The sequence below is a fragment of the Undibacterium sp. GW821-FHT11B02 genome (assembly GCF_058808955.1).
In genome coordinates this window covers 154,586-175,323 of record NZ_JBXASD010000011.1, presented here as the reverse complement: position 1 = coordinate 175,323, position 20,738 = coordinate 154,586, and the positions used below count along the sequence as shown (strand labels likewise).

21 protein-coding genes are annotated in these 20,738 nt (G+C 50.7%); 14 read left to right on the top strand and 7 right to left on the bottom strand.

The genetic code is table 11. The features are described 5' to 3' along the window. Positions 1-85: 85 nt before the first annotated feature. The 3 genes from AC1RVX_RS22605 (at position 86) to AC1RVX_RS22595 (ending at position 4,070) form a co-directional block, all read left to right on the top strand. Positions 86-1,528, top strand: coding sequence for an aminotransferase-like domain-containing protein (locus AC1RVX_RS22605; RefSeq protein WP_493218834.1), 1,443 nt, complete (start codon positions 86-88; stop codon positions 1,526-1,528). After that, positions 1,521-2,144 (top strand): TetR family transcriptional regulator C-terminal domain-containing protein, encoded by a 624-nt coding sequence (locus AC1RVX_RS22600; RefSeq protein WP_493218833.1) that lies wholly within the window; start codon positions 1,521-1,523, stop codon positions 2,142-2,144. The genes AC1RVX_RS22605 and AC1RVX_RS22600 overlap by 8 nt, the downstream gene beginning before the upstream one ends. 291 nt (positions 2,145-2,435) lie before the next feature. Further along, positions 2,436-4,070: a DUF3369 domain-containing protein gene (locus AC1RVX_RS22595; protein ID WP_493218832.1), complete on the top strand. Its 1,635-nt coding sequence runs from the start codon at positions 2,436-2,438 to the stop codon at positions 4,068-4,070. Between the two features lie 11 nt (positions 4,071-4,081). Here AC1RVX_RS22595 and AC1RVX_RS22590 read toward each other — a convergent pair whose 3' ends face one another. Beyond that, positions 4,082-4,522 (bottom strand): MerR family transcriptional regulator, encoded by a 441-nt coding sequence (locus AC1RVX_RS22590; protein WP_493218831.1) that lies wholly within the window; start codon positions 4,520-4,522, stop codon positions 4,082-4,084. An 82-nt stretch (positions 4,523-4,604) separates the two neighbouring features. Between AC1RVX_RS22590 and AC1RVX_RS22585 the strand changes: the two genes are divergently transcribed. The 4 genes from AC1RVX_RS22585 to AC1RVX_RS22570 all read left to right on the top strand — a co-directional run bounded on the left by AC1RVX_RS22585 (position 4,605) and on the right by AC1RVX_RS22570 (position 10,793). Then, positions 4,605-7,247: a heavy metal translocating P-type ATPase gene (locus AC1RVX_RS22585; RefSeq protein WP_493218830.1), complete on the top strand. Its 2,643-nt coding sequence runs from the start codon at positions 4,605-4,607 to the stop codon at positions 7,245-7,247. Between the two features lie 216 nt (positions 7,248-7,463). Next, on the top strand, positions 7,464-8,384 hold the full coding sequence (locus AC1RVX_RS22580; RefSeq protein ID WP_493218829.1) for a metallophosphoesterase family protein: 921 nt from the start codon (positions 7,464-7,466) through the stop codon (positions 8,382-8,384). A 168-nt stretch (positions 8,385-8,552) separates the two neighbouring features. Beyond that, positions 8,553-9,593 carry a GMP reductase gene (locus tag AC1RVX_RS22575; protein ID WP_493218828.1) on the top strand — a complete coding sequence of 347 codons (1,041 nt, stop codon included), beginning with the start codon at positions 8,553-8,555 and terminating at the stop codon, positions 9,591-9,593. A 426-nt stretch (positions 9,594-10,019) separates the two neighbouring features. Continuing rightward, positions 10,020-10,793: an energy transducer TonB gene (locus AC1RVX_RS22570; protein ID WP_493218827.1), complete on the top strand. Its 774-nt coding sequence runs from the start codon at positions 10,020-10,022 to the stop codon at positions 10,791-10,793. Between the two features lie 93 nt (positions 10,794-10,886). Here the strand turns inward: AC1RVX_RS22570 and tcdA are convergent, their stop codons facing one another. After that, positions 10,887-11,684, bottom strand: coding sequence for a tRNA cyclic N6-threonylcarbamoyladenosine(37) synthase TcdA (gene tcdA / locus AC1RVX_RS22565; protein ID WP_493218826.1), 798 nt, complete (start codon positions 11,682-11,684; stop codon positions 10,887-10,889). A gap of 79 nt (positions 11,685-11,763) precedes the next feature. On the opposite strand from tcdA, the gene AC1RVX_RS22560 reads away from it, so the two are divergent. From AC1RVX_RS22560 to AC1RVX_RS22535, 6 genes are all read left to right on the top strand, one after another. Beyond that, complete coding sequence (locus AC1RVX_RS22560; protein WP_493218825.1) at positions 11,764-12,456, top strand: hemerythrin domain-containing protein; 693 nt, start codon at positions 11,764-11,766, stop codon at positions 12,454-12,456. 32 nt (positions 12,457-12,488) lie between these two features. Next, entirely contained in the window at positions 12,489-13,133 is a 645-nt protein-coding gene (gene pdxH, locus AC1RVX_RS22555) for a pyridoxamine 5'-phosphate oxidase (protein ID WP_493218824.1), read from the top strand. 87 nt (positions 13,134-13,220) lie between these two features. Then, positions 13,221-14,351, top strand: a complete 1,131-nt coding sequence (locus AC1RVX_RS22550) for an MGDG synthase family glycosyltransferase (protein ID WP_493218823.1) — start codon at positions 13,221-13,223, stop codon at positions 14,349-14,351. 14 nt (positions 14,352-14,365) lie between these two features. Continuing rightward, on the top strand, positions 14,366-14,851 hold the full coding sequence (locus AC1RVX_RS22545; RefSeq protein WP_493218822.1) for a hypothetical protein: 486 nt from the start codon (positions 14,366-14,368) through the stop codon (positions 14,849-14,851). Next, positions 14,832-15,440 (top strand): dual specificity protein phosphatase family protein, encoded by a 609-nt coding sequence (locus AC1RVX_RS22540; RefSeq protein WP_493218821.1) that lies wholly within the window; start codon positions 14,832-14,834, stop codon positions 15,438-15,440. Before AC1RVX_RS22545 ends, AC1RVX_RS22540 begins: the two co-directional genes overlap by 20 nt. Before the next feature lie 20 nt (positions 15,441-15,460). Continuing rightward, complete coding sequence (locus AC1RVX_RS22535) at positions 15,461-16,057, top strand: SRPBCC family protein (RefSeq protein ID WP_493218820.1); 597 nt, start codon at positions 15,461-15,463, stop codon at positions 16,055-16,057. Positions 16,058-16,549: 492 nt separating this feature from the next. Here the strand turns inward: AC1RVX_RS22535 and AC1RVX_RS22530 are convergent, their stop codons facing one another. From AC1RVX_RS22530 to AC1RVX_RS22510, 5 genes are all read right to left on the bottom strand, one after another. Then, positions 16,550-17,554, bottom strand: a complete 1,005-nt coding sequence (locus AC1RVX_RS22530) for a hypothetical protein (RefSeq protein ID WP_493218819.1) — start codon at positions 17,552-17,554, stop codon at positions 16,550-16,552. An 11-nt stretch (positions 17,555-17,565) separates the two neighbouring features. Continuing rightward, complete coding sequence (locus tag AC1RVX_RS22525) at positions 17,566-18,084, bottom strand: lysozyme (RefSeq protein WP_493218818.1); 519 nt, start codon at positions 18,082-18,084, stop codon at positions 17,566-17,568. A 218-nt stretch (positions 18,085-18,302) separates the two neighbouring features. Further along, positions 18,303-18,743: an HIT family protein gene (locus AC1RVX_RS22520; protein WP_493218817.1), complete on the bottom strand. Its 441-nt coding sequence runs from the start codon at positions 18,741-18,743 to the stop codon at positions 18,303-18,305. Positions 18,744-18,751: 8 nt separating this feature from the next. Further along, complete coding sequence (gene msrA, locus AC1RVX_RS22515) at positions 18,752-19,291, bottom strand: peptide-methionine (S)-S-oxide reductase MsrA (protein ID WP_493218816.1); 540 nt, start codon at positions 19,289-19,291, stop codon at positions 18,752-18,754. A gap of 106 nt (positions 19,292-19,397) precedes the next feature. Then, positions 19,398-20,054 carry a DsbA family protein gene (locus AC1RVX_RS22510; protein ID WP_493218815.1) on the bottom strand — a complete coding sequence of 219 codons (657 nt, stop codon included), beginning with the start codon at positions 20,052-20,054 and terminating at the stop codon, positions 19,398-19,400. A 334-nt stretch (positions 20,055-20,388) separates the two neighbouring features. Here AC1RVX_RS22510 and AC1RVX_RS22505 point away from each other — a divergent pair, with 334 nt between their 5' ends. Next, on the top strand, positions 20,389-20,721 hold the full coding sequence (locus tag AC1RVX_RS22505) for a hypothetical protein (RefSeq protein WP_493218814.1): 333 nt from the start codon (positions 20,389-20,391) through the stop codon (positions 20,719-20,721). Positions 20,722-20,738: the final 17 nt, after the last annotated feature.

The window sequence follows — 20,738 nt, the reverse complement described above, 5'->3', positions numbered from 1 at the left end:
CAGTTTAATTTCATCCAACCGTATTGGTATTCAAAGCAACACAGTTGTGTGCAGCCGCACAATTTTTGCTTAGCGAGGAGCTAGCATGGACACCTTAAAAGAAGCACAAGCTGTAGAGCACAGCCCGGTCTGGCCGCAGCTGGTGCTGGAGCGTAGCCGCCAGGCCAGTCTGGTAGACCAGATTGTGCAGGAAGTAACACGACTGGTGCGCCAGAATGACTTGCCGCTGGGCAGCAAAATGCCTTCGGTACGTCAATTTGCCAAATGTAATGCTGTCAGCACCTTTACAGTTGTGGAATCTTACGAGCGCCTGATCACTCTGGGCTTGCTCAGTTCACGCCGTGGTTCTGGTTATTTTGTCACCAAACCGGCCAGCGCGCCACAGCCGCTGGCGCATGTGGCGGCACCAAGTGCTTTGGATGCGCTTAGCCCTGATCTGTATTCTGGCGTATCCAGCGCCCTGCCTGTGGGGTCAGGCTGGTTGCCGCCAGAATGGTATGGCGATGATATTTTGCTGGATGCCTTGAAACAATCCATGCGCATCCCCATCCAACGTCTGCGTGGTTATGGCAACCCTCTGGGCTTCCCCAGCCTGCGCCAGCACCTGGCCAGCAGCCTGTCGCAAGAACTGTTCAGTGTGGATTCAGAACAGATTTTGCTGACCCATGGTGCCACCCACGGTTTTGACCTGATCTTGCGCACCCTGTGCAAACCCGGTGACGCTGTACTGGTAGAAGACCCCGGTTATAGCAATCTCTTGTCGCTGATACGCCATCACGGTTGCATACCTATAGGCATCGCCCGCGATGAACAGGGATTGAACCTCGATAGCTTGATGGAAAAAGCCTTGCTGCACCAGCCCAAGCTGATGTTTGTCAACACCGTGCTGCAAAACCCGTTGGGCACCAGCCTCAGCCAGACGCAGGCACATCGCCTGCTGGCACTGGCAGAGCAATTTGATTTCTGGCTGGTGGAAGATGATATCTATCGTGAACTATGCCCACGCCCCGAACCTTCGCTGGCGGCGATGGATGGTTTGCGCCGCGTGATACGCGTTGGCAGTTTTTCCAAAACGCTGTCGCCTACCCTGCGGGTAGGTTCGATCTGTGCGTCGCATTCACTGATAGGAGAATTGCTACGGGTGAAAATGCTGGCTGGCCTGACTACCTCCGAAATCAATGAGCGCGCCGTATTGCATGCCATCAGTTCCCGCCTGTACCGGCGCATGCTGGAGAAACTCAAGCGTCAGTTGGAAACATCACGCAATGCCAGCATGGATATGTTATTGGCGGCAGGTTTGACGCCTTTGGCCGTGCCGCGCGGTGGCATGTTCATCAGCGCTGGCTGGAAAGATAGTACGGCAAATGCCAGCGATATCGCGCGCCAGGCTTTGCAGGAAGGTATTTTGCTGGCACCGGATGATTTCTTTAGCCTGCAAGCAAACGAACACCCATGGTTCCGCTTCAATATCGCGTATAGCGATGCCGATGTGTTGAAAAACTTTTTGATGAAGCAGCGTCATGGATAGAGCACCAGACAAACTGACGCGCTCGCGCGACGCGCTGGAAGCACGCATTGTGCAGGCGGCGGTGGAGGTGTTTGCCGAAGCCGGTTATGCGGGCAGTTCGTTGGCATCCATCGCGGAACGGGCTGGCATCTCAAAACAGAATTTGCTGTATTACTTTTCTACCAAGCAGATCCTGTATGAAAAGGTATTGGACCAGGTGCTGGACCAGTGGCTGGAGCGTATGAATATACTGGCCGACCCGGACCAGGACCCAACACAACTATTGCGGAATTATATCGGTGCCAAGCTGCGTTTTTCGCGTGAGCAACCACAGGCATCACGTGTGTATGCAATGGAAATCATCAGTGGTGCACCGGTGTACGCTGAAACCATGCGTAATAAAATTTTGCCGCTACTGCAAAAAGATATCGCCGTGTTTGAAGCCTGGATGGCTGCTGGCAAAATCGCTGCCGTCAATACCACCCACCTGTTGTTTGCCATCTGGGCCATGACACAATCCTACGCCGATTTTGCAGCACAGATGAGCCTGGTACTGGGCCACAGCCCATTGAATGAAAATGATTTTCTGGATGCAGAGAAAATGATCGTGGATATGGTACTCAATCACGTACGCTGAATCTGGTGCAAATTACAATTTTCACATCCGGATGTCTGCCTGCAAGGGCAGACATTTTTATTTTTGAAAGCGATATTGATAACACGGTCAATAATTGTGAACAAGACTTGCAAGCAATCAACAAGAGTGGCAGGATGGTAGTGCCGGGGAGGAATAAAAATGAAAATATCTACCTCTGCGGGCAAAGTCAACATACCGGGTAGACCCGGCCATCATTCCTGGGACTCATTCAACACGGATTCACATTACCAAACTCAGCAGAGAAGCAACAAACCATGATCGGGGGAGTGCATGAATCACGAACAGGGATCAGAAGAAGACTGGATCATCGAAGATGAGAACAACGACAAGTCTCAGGAACAGCTTGACGCTTCTTACGAAACCCATCCCTGGCGTCTGCTGATTGTTGATGATGAAGAAGACATCCATGCCGTCACCCGACTGGCGCTCAACAATATTGTCTTCAAGGGACGTCATCTTGACATCCTGTCTGCCCACAGCGCAGCACAAGCCTTTGATATCCTGAGCAAGGAAAACGACATCAACCTGATTCTACTGGATGTGGTGATGGAAACCGAAGACGCTGGCCTGCGTCTGGTAAAACGCATACGTGAAGAACTCAAAAATCAACTGGTCCGCATCGTACTGCGTACAGGTCAGCCTGGCCAGGCACCGGAGAAAAGCGTCATTGTCGATTACGACATCAACGACTATAAAACCAAGACTGAACTGACAACGCAGCGCTTGTTCACCACCGTGATTGCTTCATTACGTGCGTATGAGGGCCTGCTGTCTATAGAACGCAGCCGTGTTGGCCTGACCCGTATATTGCAGGCGTCATCCAATTTGTATGAACTGAAATCGTTGAAGGAATTTGCGTCTGGCGTACTGAATCAGATCAGTGCCATTCTTGACGTGGGAGCGGACGGGGTTTTATGCCTGTCACGCAATTCTGCCGGGCCCGTCCCCGGCAGCCTTCCGGTCAGTGGCAATGGCACGTCACTGAACGCCAGCATCATTGCCGCCACCGGTAGTTATAGTGACTGGGCCGGACTGGATCAGTTGCCATCCGATTGTGAATGGACAGTCATCGTTGAAAAAGCTTTTGCCGAAAAGAAAAGTCAGTTCCAGCATCCGGCAGATGTGTTATTTATCCACACCCGTCAGGGACATGAGTTCGCCATCCTGGTAACACCCCCATGGCCACTGGGGCAAATCCAGCGCGACTTACTGGAATTATTCTGCGACCGCATTGCTGCAGCCTTTGACAATCGATATCTGAACGAACAACTGCAAAAAGCACAGGAAGCCTCGGTCGTGGCCCTGACTGACCTGGCCGAATCGCGTGATACCGATACAGGCGGCCATGTGCAACGCGTCTGCAAGCTGACCAATGCCATTGCAGTTGAACTGAAACGACGTGACAGTTTTCCTTCTGACCTGACACCACAGTTCATGGAAATGGTAGGCATCGCCAGTATCTTGCATGATGTAGGCAAAGTGGCGACACCGGATGCCGTGTTGCTGAAGACTGGCAGCCATGACAGCAGTGAGCGAAAGATCATGGAATATCATGCACTGGCTGGTGAAACCGTACTGGCACGTGCTGCCACCATGGTGGATGGTGTCAGCTACCTGACCTATGGTTCAGAGATTGCAGGCAGTCATCATGAACACTTTGATGGTCACGGTTATCCACGCCACTTGAAAGGTTCAGACATCCCGCTATCAGCCCGGATTGTTGCCGTGGTTGATGTATTTGACGCCTTGCTGCACCGTCGCCCCTATAAGGAACCCTGGCCCCTGAAAGACACCATCGACTACATCAAAGCCCGTAGCGGCACGCAATTTGATCCGGCAGTGGTGGAAGCCTTGATACACTATATCAGCACGGAAGAGCCTGACTGGGTCGCTGACGGACAGTAAAACCTCCAGCGTTAGTTGTGGCAAGCTTTCACATCAACTGGACTGCTCGCCAGCGCCTGTATGATGGGGCACTGAGCCTGCTGTGTTGATGATGCACACTGTTGTATCAATTGAGTCAGCATGTCTTCCATCCTGTGCAGATCAAGCAGTTTGGCCTGTACCTGCAACAACCGCTCCTGCGCGACATCGCGTATGGCTTGCTTGTCATTACTATCTTCCAGCAGCAACAAATTAGCGATTTCGTCCAGGCTGAAACCCAGTTCCTGCGCTCTTTTGATAAATCGTATGCGCTCAACCAGCTTGGCCGGATAAGTCCGGAAGCCAGTAGCCACCTCGGGTACAGGCAGTAAATCACGGCGCTGGTAATAACGGATGGTTTCGACGCCAACACTGGCTGCTTTGGCCAGTTGCCCTATCGTATATTGATCTGGATCATGATCTGTATCTGACATTGTTAAAAAGTCCTTGACTCTGTTCTTGGGTACGGGGTCTATGATAAGGCAATCAAACGATTTACGTAGCGGAGGAATGAAAATGACTCAAGAACATCAAGACCACCAGCACGGCGGTAGTTGCTGTGGACACAAGCATGAAGCGCAGCCAGCACCAGCACAAGACAAAAAATACACTGACCCGGTCTGTGGCATGCAGGTTAATAAGAACCCGGAAAAAATGGCCCATTTCCAGGGCGTTGCCTACTATTTTTGTAGCAATTCTTGCGTCAGCAAGTTCAATGCCACGCCAGAAAATTATGTCAAGGCAAAAAAGGTCATAGGACTGGGTAGCGTAGGTACAGCCACTGCGGTTGCGTCGGTAAGCGCCAAAGAAGCCACATCCTGCTGCGGCAACAGCAGTAGCAGCAGCGATACCATGCAAAGCGATGTCAATGGCGAGCACAAGGACCCGGTGTGCGGTATGCGCGTCAACGCCGACAGCAAGCACCAGTTGATGCACGAAGGCCAAAGCTATTATTTTTGCTGCAATACCTGTCTGGAAAAGTTCCGTAAAGACCCTGCTGCCTGGCTGGACCCGGCCAAACGCCCAACACCCAAGGTGGCAGCCAAGGATGCGATATTCACCTGCCCAATGCATCCGGAGGTTGAACAAGTCGGTCCTGGCACTTGCCCCTTGTGTGGCATGGCGCTGGAACCCAAAGAAGCCAGCATGGAAGAAGATACCAGTGAGCTTGACGATATGCGGCGGCGCTTCAAAATTAGTCTGGTGCTAAGTTTGCCGTTGTTGGTCATGACCATGGGCGACATGTTGCCTGGCGTATCTTTTCATGGCCTGTTGGGTATGACGATCTACAACTGGCTGCAGTTCATACTGGCAACACCGGTCGTACTATGGGGCGGATTACCATTTTTTGAACGTGCGCTGGCATCCTTCAAGACCATGCACCTGAACATGTTCAGTCTGATTGGTATTGGTACTGCTGCAGCTTATCTGTTCAGTCTGGTGGCCCTGTTATTGCCGGATGTGTTACCCACTGCCTTCAAGATGGGGGGCATGGCACCACTGTATTTTGAGGCTGCTGCCGTCATCATTACCCTGGTCTTGCTGGGTCAGGTACTTGAGTTGCGTGCACGTTCGCAAACCAATATGGCAATCAAGGCCCTGCTGGGTTTGACACCAGCGACGGCGATACGTATTGCTGCCGATGGCAGCGAGATTGAAATTACTCTCGATCAGGTACTGGTTGGTGACCGTTTGCGTGTCAAACCGGGTGCACATATCCCGGTCGATGGGGTATTGCTGGACGGCCATAGTAATGTCGATGAAGCCATGCTGACAGGTGAACCGCTACCAGTCAGCAAACAGACAGGTGACAAGGTCAGTGCCGGCACAATTAATCAGCAAGGCAGTTTCAGCATGCAGGCGCAACGCATAGGCAAGGATACTTTGCTGGCCAGCATTATCGATCTGGTCAACCAGGCCGGACGTTCACGCGCACCAATACAAAAACTGGCCGACCAAGTATCGGGCTGGTTTGTACCTGGCGTGATTGCCGTTGCTGTGCTGGCTTTCATAGGCTGGGCAGTCTGGGGGCCGACACCAGCGCTGGCCAACGGCTTGATGGCCGCAGTATCGGTATTGATCATTGCCTGCCCTTGCGCACTGGGACTGGCGACACCCATATCAGTCACCGTAGGCATCGGTCGCGGTGCGCATGATGGTGTACTGATCAAGGATGCTGAAGCACTGGAAAGACTGGAAAAAATCGACACCCTGGTCATAGACAAAACCGGCACGCTGACGGAGGGCAAGCCTACCATGCAAAATTTCAGCGTTGCCGCTGGCGAGTCTGAGACCAGTTTGCTGGCGCTGGCAATGACACTGGAACAACGCAGTGAACATCCGGTTGCGCATGCGATAGTCAGCTATGCAGAAGCACACGGAAGCAAGCCTGTCGGTATCAGTGATTTCACTTCCATCACCGGCAAGGGTGTCAGTGCCAATATCGATGGAAAAGCAGTATTGCTGGGTAACCCGGCGCTGCTGAAAGAGCATGCAATAGCCATGCAAGAATTTGATCGGCAAGTCGCTGAATTACAGGCACTGGGCCATACCGTCATGCTGATGGCGGTCAATCAAAAAGCCGTTGCATTGTTAAGCGTAGCCGACAAGATCAAGGCCAACAGCAAGGAAGCGATAGCACAATTGCAGCAGCAAGGCATGCATGTCATCGTCCTGACAGGTGACAATGCTATCACCGCCAAGGCAGTCGCAAACCAACTGGGGCTGGATGACGTACGGGCTGATCTGCTGCCAGCAGACAAGTTCCGCATCGTGCAAGAATTGCAGGCGCAAGGGCGCGTGGTTGCCATGGCGGGTGATGGCATCAATGACGCCCCTGCACTGGCACAAGCCGATGTCGGCATTGCCATGGGCAGCGGTACTGATGTTGCCATGCATAGCGCCCATGTGGTGCTGGTGAAAGGTGATTTGCGCGGTATCGCCAAGGCTCGCTCGCTAAGCCAACAAGCCATGAAGAACATACGGCAAAACCTGTTCTTTGCCTTTGCTTACAATTTTGTAGGTGTGCCGGTTGCTGCCGGGCTCTTGTACCCATGGTTCGGGATTTTACTTAGCCCTATGATTGCCAGCGCGGCGATGAGCTTGAGTTCCGTATCGGTGATTTCAAATGCGCTGCGCTTGCGACACGCAAAGTTGTGATTGGGAGCCATCTTCTTCAAATCGCCAAACGGCTAGTAAGCAAAACGGTGGCAGACGATTTTCTCAACTGAAACCCATCTCCCACCATCCCCCGACAGCATCCCCTTGCAGAGAAGGGAGTAATATCGTTATTTCTTGCTGCCGAATTATCCCTGCCAGCCAGAACATGTAAAATACGCGCCTGTCCTTGATATTGTCTACCTAACAAAAAAATTCATGCGTCTTTTCATCCTGGTTTTTTGTATTTCCACCCTGTTTGCCTATTCTGCCCAAGCCACCGATAAAGCTAGACAAGCTGGCAAAAAGTCGCTGGCAAAACCTGTCAGCGTGACCGTCTATGTGGCGGGTGATATCGCCGATTGCAGAAAAAAGCCCGCCGTTGAAAGCATGGCAGCAAGAACAGCAGAATTGATTACTGCCGGGCTGGACAAAGACAGCACTGCCAGGGCCATTACGCTGGGCGACAATACCTATCCTGTCGGCAAGCCAGATGAATTTACAAAGTGTTATGAACCTACCTGGGGTCGTTTCAAGGACAAGACCCTGCCCTCGCCCGGCAATCATGATTACAGCATGCCCATGGCGTTGGGCTATTACAATTATTTCGGGGAGCTGGCCGGCCCCGACCGGCGCGGCTACTACGCAACGCAACTGGGCAAATGGCACATCCTGTCACTCAACAGCAATCTTGAACAACCACAAAAGCAGGCGCAATTGAACTGGTTGAAGGAAGAACTGGCCAGCAACAAGCAAAACTGCACACTGGCTTTTTGGCATCATCCGGTATTTAGCTCCGGGGGGCACGGTAATAATGAAAACATGCAGGATGCCTGGAAGATGCTGGCTGAAGCCAAAGTCGATATTGTACTGACTGCACATGACCATGATTACGAACGCTTTGCACCGCTGGATGCGAATGGCGACAGGGACGACAAGCAAGGCATACGCAGTTTTGTGGTTGGTACTGGTGGTGCCAAACTAACGCCCATGTTTTTGCCCAAGAGCACCACCGATATCCGCGATAATTCCACCCATGGGGTACTGAAGCTAAGCCTGCATGACAAGTCATACGAATGGGAGTTTTTACCAGTGCCAGGACAGAGTTTCACCGACAAGGGCAAGGGTGTTTGCCACTGATGTAGCATGAGCATTATTTGCAAATTTCAGTATACATCCTCAGTGATAAGCCTCATTTACGAATCGGATCAGGCTAAAGAAAATTTTTGAACTATACTCAAGTACGGCTCAACGACTTGGCAGCAAGTCGTCGTTTCCCGCGCCCGCCAGGCGCATACAGGAGTCGTCATGCATATAGAAGAAACACTCAGGCTGGATTTCAAGGATGTGTTGATACGTCCCAAACGTTCCACCCTCACCTCCCGCTCCCAGGTTAATCTGGAGCGTGAATTCATTTTCCATCATTCCGGCAAGACCTATCACGGCATCCCCATTATTGCAGCAAATATGGATTCCACCGGTACCATGGAAATGGCTGCTGCACTGGAACAGCATCAGTTATCGGTGGCCTTGCACAAGCACTATGATGAAGACGCACTGGTGGATTATTTTTCTGCGTTGCAAAAGAAATCGACGGCCTTTTATTCCATGGGTATCACCCAATCCGACTTTGAAAAATTTTCGGCAGTCATGGCGCGAGCCCGCAATGCCATCGAATATGTGTGCATTGACGTAGCAAATGGTTATACCGAAGGCTTTATCAATTTCGTCAAGAAAGTCCGCACCACTTATCCACATCTGACCATCATGGCGGGCAATGTAGTAACGGGCGACATTACTGAAGAACTGATTTTAGCTGGTGCCGATATCGTCAAGGTGGGCATAGGCCCGGGTTCAGTCTGCACCACGCGCAAGATGACGGGCGTGGGCTATCCACAATTATCTGCCGTCATCGAATGCGCTGATGCGGCACATGGACTGGGCGGACAAATTTGCGCCGATGGCGGTTGTGTCGTGCCAGGTGATCTGGCCAAGGCTTTTGGTGCCGGTGCCGACTTTATCATGCTGGGTGGCATGTTGGCGGGACATGATGAATGCTCTGGTGATCTGGTAGAACGCGATGGTCAGCAATTCAAGCGTTTTTATGGCATGAGCAGCCGCGCTGCCATGGATAAATATGCGGGAGGTGTCGCCAAATACCGTGCGTCGGAAGGCAAGGAAGTACTGATCCCTTATCGTGGAGCAGTCGAAGCTACCTTGCAAGATATTCTGGGTGGCGTGCGTTCGGCCTGTACCTATGTGGGCGCACACAAGTTAAAAGAATTGACCAAGCGTACTACCTTCATACGCGTGACTCAGCAATTGAATGAGGTATTCGGGAAATCCTGATGCCTTGGTTGTGATACTGCTGCCCCAAATATTTCACGTCATACCATGTTACAAAGCCAGCTATAAAAAAGTTGGCTTTTTTTACATTCGCCCAACTCTGCACAATCTTGATTCCATGCAGTTAACACCATTTATTCCGTTTTTGGCACAGTTCATGCATAGAAACGAACAAATTTGTGATTTTCTAGCCTGAATTTTCACAATTTCCAATCACTTCAGTGATTTGATTATTGCCTTGCGGTTACATCCATGGCAGCATAGTCGTTCACAGTAGTGAAAATTTTCCTAGCACCTCGCCATTTTAGCTTGCACTGAAACGTTGCAAAAATGCCTGTCATGCACTGTTTCATTACAAATAAATTAGATCAACAGGTGTCACAGTGGGCTCTTTTAACTTTAGCTTTAAATCGCGTTGTCAGGAGTGATATGAAAACCGTTGTCCATAATAAAAGAGGGAAGTTATCAATTCTTGCTTTGAGCCTGCTGTCTTGCGTGCTGCTAAATACGGCATGCCAAAAAAGCCCTCCTGAGCCAGTTGCGAGTACACCAGAAACACCTGCATCCACGGCCCCCATGCCTACGGGTCTGGTAAAAAATCCGGTTAACCATTCTGACACGGCAGATGTCACCAAGTGGATGGATATGGCATCCAACAAGACAGCAGCACAGATAGCTAAAGAAGAAAAAGCAGCGAAAGACGCCAAAGAAGCGAAAGCAGCGGCAGATGCGAAAGCTGCAGCAGACGCAAAAGCGGCGGCAGATGCAAAATTATTGGCAGCCAAGGCACGTGAACCTGTCAAGGTGGCACCTGCCGTAGTGGCCGCCCCTGTCGCTACCAAGCCTGTCGATATTCCGCCACCAGTTGTAGCCGCGGTTACCGCTCCCAAGCCTGCTCCGGCACCTGCTTCAACACCTGCTCAAGTGCCAGCCCCAGCGGAAAACACTGTATTGAAGGTCGTTTCCAATGTTCAGCCCAAATATCCTAACGGTGCCGTACGTGCGGGGGTAACTTCGGGTGTGGTGAGTGCGCGTGTCCATGTTGAAACAGACGGCAAAGTGTCACAAGTGGATATCGTCAAGGCAAACCCACCCAAGTATTTTGATAAAGAAGTGATTTCTGCTGCATCACAGTGGAAATATGCGCCTATCTCCAAACCGCAAACCACCATGCTGGAATTTAATTTCAAACTGGATAATTAAGACCGGGGATTTAAATCAGGGCTTACGCAAAATTGTCCTACGTGTTTGTCCTCATTTAATCGCTCCTGACAGGGGCGATTTTTCTTTCTGCCGTCAGGAATCGGCTGTTGCCAGCTTGCGCAAGACCTGGGCGGCAGCCATCAGGCCGAAAGAGGCTGTCACGACAATAGAAGAACCGAAACCGGCGCAGTTGAGGCCAGTAACGCCAACACTTGGATCAGCCCCGACTTCACAGGCTTCAGCCATTTCCGGCATGCTGAGCACTTCCATGGAAAACACCGCATCAATCCCGAATTTGCTTTTTGCACCTCGCGGAAACCCGTGATTCTGACGCAGGCGTTTGCGTACCAGAGCCAGCAAGGGTTCTTGCTCTGTACGCGATAAATCACGAATTTCTATTTTCCCCGGATCTGTCTGGCCACCGGCTGCACCGATGGTGATAAGCGGAATGGCATGCTGACGGCAATAGGCGATCAGGGCAGTTTTGGCTTTGACGTTATCAATGGCATCAATCACGTAATCGAAACCAGGCTTGCCCAGCATATCGTCCAGATTATCGGGTGTGACAAAATCTTCCACCTGATTGACCTGACAATAAGGATTGATCAGGGCGATGCGTTCTGCCAGAGCAGTGACTTTGGCCTTGCCTATGGTGTCGGTGTTGGCTTGTATCTGGCGGTTGATATTCGATTCTGCGACATTATCGAGATCTATCATCGTAATCTGACCGATGGCGCTACGCGCCAGTGCCTCCACCACCCAGGAGCCAACCCCGCCGACACCGATGACGCAAACATGGGCCTGCTTGAAGCGTTCCAGCGCGACAGCACCATACAGGCGTGCAATGCCACCAAAGCGGCGTTCAAAATCGATATCTGTTTCTTGTTGCATGGTGAAGAGCTGGCCGGTAAGGCTGACAGTAAGAGCAGGCGCTATTTTACTTGAAGCTGCATGAAAGAGGCTTGCCAACATGCAGTACTATCAATTGTCTGTATCTGACCCTGGGCGTGCTGAGCTGACAGGCGAAGTATTTGATATGTCGCAAGCATGCGCACCATCTCTATTGCATAATAGAGAGGCAAGTATCGCCATTAACTGGCAAACCAACCCGGACATCATAGTGAACACCTTATTCGATAGCGCACCAGGATTTGATCAGCCCCTTGCCGTTCTCAAACATTGCCATGATCGCATACGCAAACAGTTGGCTACGCTGAACAAACTGGTTGCCCATCTGCCAGACCATGGTGCTGATCAGGATGCCAAGCAGGCGGCACAGGCAGTGCTGAACTATTTCACCAAAGCCGCCCCATTGCACCATGAAGATGAAGAGGTGAATCTCTTGCCTGAATTAAAGCAGACTGCCACGGATGAGAATGCTGTCTTGCTAGCTACGCTGTTACCTAAAATCCTTGCTCAGCATGAAGTCATGGCTGAACAATGGCAGCAACTTGAAAAGCAGTTGCTTGCCATCATCGCAACAACCATCAATAACCCGGCCAGCCTTTCTGCCTCCGATGTACAGGCATTCAATGCCCTGTACGACGAACACATGCAGATCGAAGAAACTCATATTGCCCCCATGGCAAAACGCCTGTTTTCTGAAACACAGATGGCCGCCATGGGTGCTGCCATGCAGGCCCGCCGTGGCATCAGGGTTTGAATCTGAATTTGTCTAATTTATCAAGGAAAAACATGTCTATCGCCGATATACGCACTGACTATCGCCAGGCCAGCCTGTCAGAGTCAGATGTGAGCGCCGACCCCTTTACCCAGTTTGCCAACTGGTTCGACCAGGCTTTGAAAGCCGATGTCGTCGAACCGAATGCCATGACTTTGTCCACCGTGAATGCAGAGGGTCGCCCCAGCTCACGCATTGTGTTGATCAAGGAATTTGATCAGCGTGGTTTTTCCTGGTTCACTAATTACGAAAGTGCCAAGGGTCAGGACATGGCACAGAATCCCTATGCTGCCTTGCTGTTTTTCTGGACAGCATTGGAAAGACAGGTGCGTATCGAGGGCCGTATAGAAAAATTGACGGATGCTGAAAACGATACCTATTTCTTTAGTCGCCCACTGGGCAGCCGTCAGGGCGCGCATGCTTCACAGCAAAGCCAGCCCATTGCCAGCCGGGATGTTCTGGAACAGCAACTGGCTGTTGTCATAAACCAGTTCGGGGATGCACCGCCAAGACCACAGCATTGGGGTGGTTACCGTCTGGTGCCAGAAAAAATCGAATTCTGGCAAGGCCGCAGTTCACGTCTGCATGACCGCATCGTGTATACCCGCAATACCAGTGATATCGGCGGAAACTGGAGCATTACACGCCTGCAGCCCTGACAGGATACGCCTGCGAGACCCCGAATTTGTCGGGTGTCTTGCATAGCATGTTATTCTCGGTGTTTTTTTATCATTACGCCGATATTCATGCAGAAGAAAAAGATCTTGTTATTAAGCGTTTCCGCTGGTGCTGGTCACAAACGGGCCGCTGAAGCAATACGGGCAACTGCATTACAGCAGTCGGATGAACTGGAAGTCAGTCACCTTGACGTAATGGATTTTGTGACTGCCGGTTTTCGTAAAATCTACACTGATTTTTATATCAAACTGGTCAACAAGGCACCGACCTTGTGGGGCTATCTTTACCATGCGTCAAACGAGGCGCAAGCCGACGGCACCATGGAAAAACTCAGGCGTGGCATAGAACGCCTGAACGCACGCCCTTTGTTGCAGGCAATTGCCGACTTCCAGCCAGATGTCATCATCTGCACCCATTTTTTGCCGGCAGAGATGCTATCGCGCCTGCTGCGCAAGGACAGGCTGCATTGTCCGGTATGGATACAAGTTACCGATTTTGACCTGCACCGGATGTGGGTACATGAACATATGGCAGGCTATTTTGCCGCCAGTGAAGAAGTTGCTGATCGTATGCGGGCGAACGGTATTGCTGCCGAACAAATTCATGTGACCGGCATCCCCATCATGCCTGCCTTTACCAAGCATCTGGACAGAGCCATTTGTGCTGCTGAATATGGCCTGAACCCGGCATGTCAGACTTTTATGCTGATGGGAGGTGGTGCCGGGCTGGGTGGACTGGACAAGGTGGCGGAACGCCTGCTGTCGTTAGACGGTAATTTTCAGTTGATCGTGCTTGCCGGAAATAATGCCCCTGCCTTGCAGTCGCTACAGCAACTGGCGCAGCGCTACCCCGGTCGCCTGCTACCTCAGGGTTTTACGGACAAGGTAGAACGCCTGATGGCCTGTTCTGACCTGGTGATTACCAAGCCAGGCGGCCTGACGACTTCAGAATGCCTGGCCATGGGCTTGCCCATGATAGTTAACTCACCGATACCAGGTCAGGAAGAACGCAATGCCGACTTCTTGCTGGAACAAGGCGTGGCAATGAAAGCCTATGACGACGTGAGCCTGACCTATCGCGTCAATTATTTGTTACAGCATCCCGATAAACTCAAGGATATGCATGACAAGGCAAAGGCATTGGGCAAATCCCATGCTGCCAGCCAGGTCTTGCAACAGATTCTGGGCCGGCCTTTGTAAGCACGGACTTGATCATGAAATCTTCACTCAAATCATTTGCGCTGACATTTGCTTTCGCCTCTTTGCTGGCTGTATTTTTCGCCCAGGTGGAAATACAGATAGAGGGCAGCGCAGGCTGGGCCGCCAATCTGCCCACCTGGCGCATAGAAAAACACTGGCTGCTGGATATTTTCTGGGGGGGGCGCGCCATGACAGGCTACCATGCCTGGGTGTTTCCCTTTATTGCCCTGTTCTTCCATTTTCCGTTTGTGCTGATGCAGCAGTGGACGGCGAAACTGGAATGCCGTGTCATCGCCAGTATCATTACATTCTGGATAGTCGAAGATTTCATGTGGTTTATCCTGAATCCAGCCTATGGATTTTCACGCTTTACGCCGCAGGACGTAAAGTGGCATATTCACTGGCTGCTGGGCTTTCCAGTGGATTACTGGGTAGGCCTGATAGTTGGATTTATTCTTTACCGATTTTCTTACAAGACACATGCACAAGTACACTCCTAAGCCACTGGCAAAACACCCGTGGCAGTTGCTAACACCATATGTAGCAGCACTAAGCATCATACTGCCGCTGCTATCATCCGCAGCCATCGCCGAAGAAACCCGCCCTGCCGAATGGGCCAGCCCGGTAGCCACCACGCAGAATCTGTTTCGCGTAACGCCAGTTTTTTATCGCAGCGCCCAATTGCAAAGCAAAGACTTACCGTTATTGCAGTCACTGGGTATCAAGACGGTGGTCAGTCTGCGCTCTTTTCATTCTGATGATGAGATACTGAAAAATTCCGGCATCAAACTGCAACGCATAGGTATCAACACCTGGGATATCAACGACAAGAATGTGATTGCCGCCCTGCGTGCCTTGCAGGCAGCAGAGAAGGATGGCCCGGTTCTTTTGCACTGCATGCATGGAGCAGACCGCACCGGACTGGTAACCGCCATGTACCGCATCCTGAACCAGGGCTGGAGCAAGGATCAGGCATTGGAAGAACTGACCAAGGGTGGCTATGGCTATCATAGCCTGTGGAAAAATATCCCCGAATATCTGCGTAAGGTAGATATAGACAAAATTCGACAAGCTGTAGTTCAGCCATGAGTTCAACCATGACATCAACCATGAAGCTCACAAGATATGCATTTGTATTTAGCCTGCTTGCCTGTACACAGGCAGGTGCCGCACAACTGGACGTCAGCAAACTCAACGAAACTGAAGTACAGATGCTGGACCAGAGCAAACCAGACAGCAATGGCAAAACCTTTGTAGCAGGTACCATATTGAATGCCCCAGTCAGCAAGGTATGCGCTACACTGCAGGCGTATGAAGACTACCCCAGCTTTATGCCGAATACCACCAAAACCAAAGTCGTGCGCCAGCCGGACGATACTGCGCTGGTGGATTTCACCCTGAACCTGCCACTGGGTAAAGTAAAGAAATATCGTCTGAAAATGATACCCAAGGTCAGCTCTGCCACTTGCTACCTGAGTTGGAAATTGCAAGCATGGGAAGGCTTAAAGCAAGAAGAAACCATTGCAGATACTGCTGGTTATTGGGATTTGAGCACACTGGCTGGCAATCCCAACAAAACTGTTGTCAAGTACCAGGTATTTACAGACCCGGGGCCAGTCCCCATGGGACTAGGCTGGATCGTTGACAGTATGAGCAAGGACAGCATACCCAAGATGATGGATGCATTGAGAAACAAATTGCGCTGATGGTATTGACTAGAACTCATTTCATCAATAGGGGTGAGATGCGTTTGCCTCATAACGTGGGCTGGCAAGGGTAAAGCAGGGGGTTCGTGCAGCATGCTGCACGCCTGCGTACGATGTGCGCTTACCAGCGCACATGCGCCCTGCAAGGGGACGAGGCAGTCAATAGCGGGTCTATTGACAACGAGTCGAATTGTTCACACCTTGCAGTCCAGCACGCGTTATGAGGCAAACCCTCCGGGAGCTGGCCGCATTGACACTTCGCGGGCGCATTGCTGCGCGAGGTTGTTACGTCGCGCTTGCTAAGGCACCAGCCTTAGCTGCGCAGGGTACACACCTTACGCCTTGCACTGCATCCCGAATCGCCTTGCTCGCACTCATCCCTATTGATGAAATGAGTTCTAGATAGTTCGTGATTGGTGATTATCAGTCAGCAAAAAAAACGGGGAGTCTGAGACTCCCCGTTTTGACATCTGACGTGTATTTTTCTTGAGCTTAAGTCTCCGGGCTATAGCCGGCCTTGGGATCATCCGGCGCAGCCGCCTTGTCCTGTTGCTCAGGGATTTTAAAGCCTGCATATGTACCAGCACTCATACCCAGCAATGTCAGAATATTGCCATCAAATACAGGCATGCTGAAATGCTGTATCACATACACCAGGAACAACACACCGATCAGCACATTGAATACCAACATTTGAAAACGATGCAAGGTCAAGCCTTGAGTATCACTAAGGATGTCTTTAAAGAAGCCCTTGCTTTCACCAAACTGGTTTTGTTTGCTGGCATCCACGCCAGCAGCTGTCAGGTAAGTAGCACTGCCTATGCCAAGCAAGCCCAATGCCTGGGGCGAGATAGTGGGAATACCTTCAGCAACTATCCACAGCCAGACGTACGATACCAGCACAATGAAGAACCACCAGGCCATTTGTACCCGCGCCAGGCTAAAAGAGCGCTCATTGACTACCGCAGTAGTACTGTCACGCAGCAAACCAGAATCTCGTCCCAAGCGGAATAATGCATACCCAACGACAGCAATAAACCCGAAACCGAACACGACATAACCCGGTTTCAAAATCTGGAAACGCAAGATGCCGCTTGCCAGTATGTTCGTGCCACCGCCATTTTTGAAGCTAACATTGAACGGCAAGTCACGGTGGTAGTTGTGCCGCAGCTCTTGCCAAGGGGAGCCCATTAATGATTCCCGTTCTAACGCCGAATTGTCAGTATCAGATTGTGGCAAGTGAAAGACCAGTTTGTTCATGGCAGGATCAGGATCACAGTCTTTCAGTTTCCTTTGGCTGAGTATGCCATTGATACGCAACTCAACCAGATCAAACTGGTCAGTTGCCAATGACGCACACACACCAGGGACGGGTATCTCGAAATCATTGCTCAAGCTGATCTCTATCGGTCCACCAGATTTGACTTCATTCGCCTGTACCAGACCTGCACACAAGACCAGCACACAAAGCAGCATTCTTTTAAACATAGACGGCATCTTGTTCTCCCTTAATTTGTGACTGGCAATACAAACAAGGCACGTTCTGCTGCACGGCGCTTGACCAGTCCCGGCAGTGGCTTGCCACCGGCCAGCGTCCAGAGCCCGAACTGGTCAGCAGCCCCCGCCCTGTCATTGGCATTGAGCTTTTTCAGGAGTGTAGAACTGCGTAAATTGCCTATGCCCAGATTAAAAGTAAAACTGGTCAATGCCCCGTATTCATTGTCGTTCAAAGGAACCGTCACCACAGACAATACGTCACGACCGGCATTCATCAAATCAGTCTGCAACAGACTGGTTGCTTGCACCAGGGTAATCCCGTTCGGATACAGAGCTTTTACTTGCAGGCTATCGGCCTGCCCCTTCATGAAACGCCCCTGATAAGTAATGGCATGGCCCCAACCTATGGTCCAGATATTGACGGGGTCAAGATAGGGGTCGATATTGCTGGTGGCTGGATTGCCGTCCGGTATGCCTTCAAACTGCTTGACCAGATCAACTGTTGCCTGATTCACTTCACGAAGCGCCATTTTTTTCTCCCTGTTATTGGCATGGGTGAGCCATGCAGGGATGGGCTGACAGCAGGAACATTAGTCTTCAGGCCAATATTCACCAACGGGTATTCAGCACATATGCACAGGCTGAGAGAATCATATCAAATAAACAAACCAGTATGACAATTTTTTCGAGTACCTGCTGCAATACGCATATAGCGAAGCGAACCCTTGGTGCGGGTGTCGTAATGGTTTCAGCGATCTGCACTGGCCATCAATGGCTGCAGAAAATCGTTGTTTTTGATTTTTTCAGCATGACTGAATAAAACCTCCAGCCCCGGTTCCTTACGTGGCCAAGTCAGGTCTATGCCATCACCCAGATATCTGGGCAACACATGCAGGTGCAGATGCGGCACGGTTTGCCAGCCAGCTTCATGGTTGGCCTGCAAGACGGTAATACCCTCAGGTTGATACACATCCTGTACCGCCCGCGCTATATGCCGGGCGGCACGCATCATCACCATGGCGGATGCCTCATCGGCATCCATCAGCGTCTGGTACGGTTGGCGTGTGGCAACCAGTACATGACCAGGATTGACCTGCCCCGCATCCATGAAAGCAAACACCAGTTCATCTTCATACACAATGGCACAGGGCAAATCGCCAGACATCAATTTTTCAAAGATAGTCGGCATGGCAATTGTCAGCTGATCAGCTTACTGGCAAACATTTTTCTTGCTTTTGCCACTTTCGGAGCCACCACGAATGAGCAATAGCCTTGCTGCGGGTTTTGACGGAAATAATTCTGGTGGTAGGCTTCCGCCAGGTAAAACATCGGGGCCGGGCTGATTTCAGTCACGATGGGGCCATCCCACACATTTGCCATCTCTGCGACCACCTGCTTTGCTATTGCATGCTGCTGCTCATCATGAAAGAAAATGACTGAACGATACTGGGTACCGGTATCATTCCCCTGACGATTCAGTGTCGTGGGATCATGAATGGTGAAGAATATCTCCAGCAAATCATGGTAACTGACGATAGCAGGATCAAAAGTCAGGCGGACAACTTCAGCATGACCAGTCCTGCCTGTACAGATTTGTTCGTAGCTGGGTTGATGCACAGTACCGCCAGCGTAGCCGGATTCTACTTTCAATACGCCATGGATTTGCTGGAATACTGCCTCGGTACACCAGAAACAGCCGCCGCCCAATGTGGCAAATTCGGTTGATGTCGCGTTCATTACATTCTCCCTGTCAAGACTCATTAGTCGTCATGGGAAGTATTTTCTTACAAATACTGGAAATCTGCCCGTCATCACTGTAGCGTTGACTTTCGCATCAATCCGGTCAGGCAAGCACCTGTTCTATCTGCGTAATAAACAGGTTGTTGTCCTGGTAGGCAGCACTGTGATCCAGTCGACGGAATTGCCCTTTGGCTTCCAGAATAAATGTGGGGAAGCCCTGCGCGCCCACCTGACCTAACAATTGGTGTGCTAGCCTGGTTTGACCGGGTAAATCCGCTTGCGCCTTGGAATAGCATTCTTTGAACGTGTCCGCTGATACACCTATTCCGCCAGCCAATTGAGTAAGCAGCCAAAGATCGCTGACATCCGCAGCATCCACATAGTTGGCATGTTGAATTTTTTCCAACATAACCAGCCCGGCATCTGTGGCGATTTCTCCGACAGCGGCCAAAGCAGCAACGCCACTTATCGCAGTTGCTGCTGGCACGGAATAATAACTGAGTGAGGGTGTATTTTTTACTTTGTTCAGATATGCTGAGCCAAACAGTACCCCAGACAGCTTGGCAATATGCTGATCAGCAGAAATAATATGTTCACGATAAGCAGCAGGGATCACATTGGGCTCTGGAAACAGCAAGCCCGGATGAAACACCATCGACAGTCGCTCGCCAAAATATACCTGAGACTGACGCAGGAGCGGACTGGCGGCATAACACCAGCCACAAAGCGGGTCAAACACAATATGTAATCTGGCTTCCATGCCTACTTCCTCTCAGCTTGAATGATGTTGCTATTGTATACATTACCAGAAAATAGTTGCGAAAGACAAACAATTGAAACATATACAAAGGTAGCACAGACACGACACATGCCAGAAATGTAACTTCAAATTTATTTACTTACAGAAAATTACATAACTATTAATACCGTTAAATTTAATATACGGATAAAATATTTAACCCTATTTTCTTGCTGTTTCGCAAAAAAACCCTCGTATTTACATTCAAAAACGGGCATATTAATGAAGCTGGGGTCTACTTCAAGAAATGCTACTTACACCGTACTGACTTTTTTTGTTACCAAATTAAAACGCCATGCTAATCGAAGTCATAAAAAACAGTCTCAGGAATATTTTCAGGGTACGCAGCCCACGTGAATTACCTCCCCCTGGCCCTAAACCCGCATTTGGCAGCACCATCGTGTTAAATCGTCTGAAAATGCAATTGATCGTTCCCATCGACTATGAGCAATGGGACTGGCTGACCGAAAAAGGCTGGCGCACCCTGGACATGCGGCAGAATCGTCGCCGTTACTACCGGGTTCAAAGAAAGGCAGTCACCCGGCTTTTACATGCCAATCTGGATGACCGGGAAGCCTTGCATCAGCAAATCGTAGAACATCGCTATGACAGCAAGCGTTTGCACTGACATATCATTTATGTAAA

What these genes read in the sequence shown, in the direction of transcription:
- AC1RVX_RS22510 (WP_493218815.1), bottom strand. Translation starts at nt 20,054, where the DNA reads ATGGAAGCCAGATTACATATTGTGTTTGACCCGCTTTGTGGCTGGTGT.
- AC1RVX_RS22575 (WP_493218828.1), top strand. Translation starts at nt 8,553, where the DNA reads ATGCATATAGAAGAAACACTCAGGCTGGATTTCAAGGATGTGTTGATA.
- AC1RVX_RS22570 (WP_493218827.1), top strand. Translation starts at nt 10,020, where the DNA reads ATGAAAACCGTTGTCCATAATAAAAGAGGGAAGTTATCAATTCTTGCT.
- AC1RVX_RS22585 (WP_493218830.1), top strand. Translation starts at nt 4,605, where the DNA reads ATGACTCAAGAACATCAAGACCACCAGCACGGCGGTAGTTGCTGTGGA.
- pdxH (WP_493218824.1), top strand. Translation starts at nt 12,489, where the DNA reads ATGTCTATCGCCGATATACGCACTGACTATCGCCAGGCCAGCCTGTCA.
- AC1RVX_RS22530 (WP_493218819.1), bottom strand. Translation starts at nt 17,554, where the DNA reads ATGCCGTCTATGTTTAAAAGAATGCTGCTTTGTGTGCTGGTCTTGTGT.
- msrA (WP_493218816.1), bottom strand. Translation starts at nt 19,291, where the DNA reads ATGAACGCGACATCAACCGAATTTGCCACATTGGGCGGCGGCTGTTTC.
- AC1RVX_RS22550 (WP_493218823.1), top strand. Translation starts at nt 13,221, where the DNA reads ATGCAGAAGAAAAAGATCTTGTTATTAAGCGTTTCCGCTGGTGCTGGT.
- AC1RVX_RS22580 (WP_493218829.1), top strand. Translation starts at nt 7,464, where the DNA reads ATGCGTCTTTTCATCCTGGTTTTTTGTATTTCCACCCTGTTTGCCTAT.
- AC1RVX_RS22520 (WP_493218817.1), bottom strand. Translation starts at nt 18,743, where the DNA reads ATGCCGACTATCTTTGAAAAATTGATGTCTGGCGATTTGCCCTGTGCC.
- AC1RVX_RS22600 (WP_493218833.1), top strand. Translation starts at nt 1,521, where the DNA reads ATGGATAGAGCACCAGACAAACTGACGCGCTCGCGCGACGCGCTGGAA.
- AC1RVX_RS22545 (WP_493218822.1), top strand. Translation starts at nt 14,366, where the DNA reads ATGAAATCTTCACTCAAATCATTTGCGCTGACATTTGCTTTCGCCTCT.
- AC1RVX_RS22595 (WP_493218832.1), top strand. Translation starts at nt 2,436, where the DNA reads ATGAATCACGAACAGGGATCAGAAGAAGACTGGATCATCGAAGATGAG.
- AC1RVX_RS22590 (WP_493218831.1), bottom strand. Translation starts at nt 4,522, where the DNA reads ATGTCAGATACAGATCATGATCCAGATCAATATACGATAGGGCAACTG.
- AC1RVX_RS22605 (WP_493218834.1), top strand. Translation starts at nt 86, where the DNA reads ATGGACACCTTAAAAGAAGCACAAGCTGTAGAGCACAGCCCGGTCTGG.
- tcdA (WP_493218826.1), bottom strand. Translation starts at nt 11,684, where the DNA reads ATGCAACAAGAAACAGATATCGATTTTGAACGCCGCTTTGGTGGCATT.
- AC1RVX_RS22535 (WP_493218820.1), top strand. Translation starts at nt 15,461, where the DNA reads ATGAAGCTCACAAGATATGCATTTGTATTTAGCCTGCTTGCCTGTACA.
- AC1RVX_RS22560 (WP_493218825.1), top strand. Translation starts at nt 11,764, where the DNA reads ATGCAGTACTATCAATTGTCTGTATCTGACCCTGGGCGTGCTGAGCTG.
- AC1RVX_RS22540 (WP_493218821.1), top strand. Translation starts at nt 14,832, where the DNA reads ATGCACAAGTACACTCCTAAGCCACTGGCAAAACACCCGTGGCAGTTG.
- AC1RVX_RS22525 (WP_493218818.1), bottom strand. Translation starts at nt 18,084, where the DNA reads ATGGCGCTTCGTGAAGTGAATCAGGCAACAGTTGATCTGGTCAAGCAG.
- AC1RVX_RS22505 (WP_493218814.1), top strand. Translation starts at nt 20,389, where the DNA reads ATGCTAATCGAAGTCATAAAAAACAGTCTCAGGAATATTTTCAGGGTA.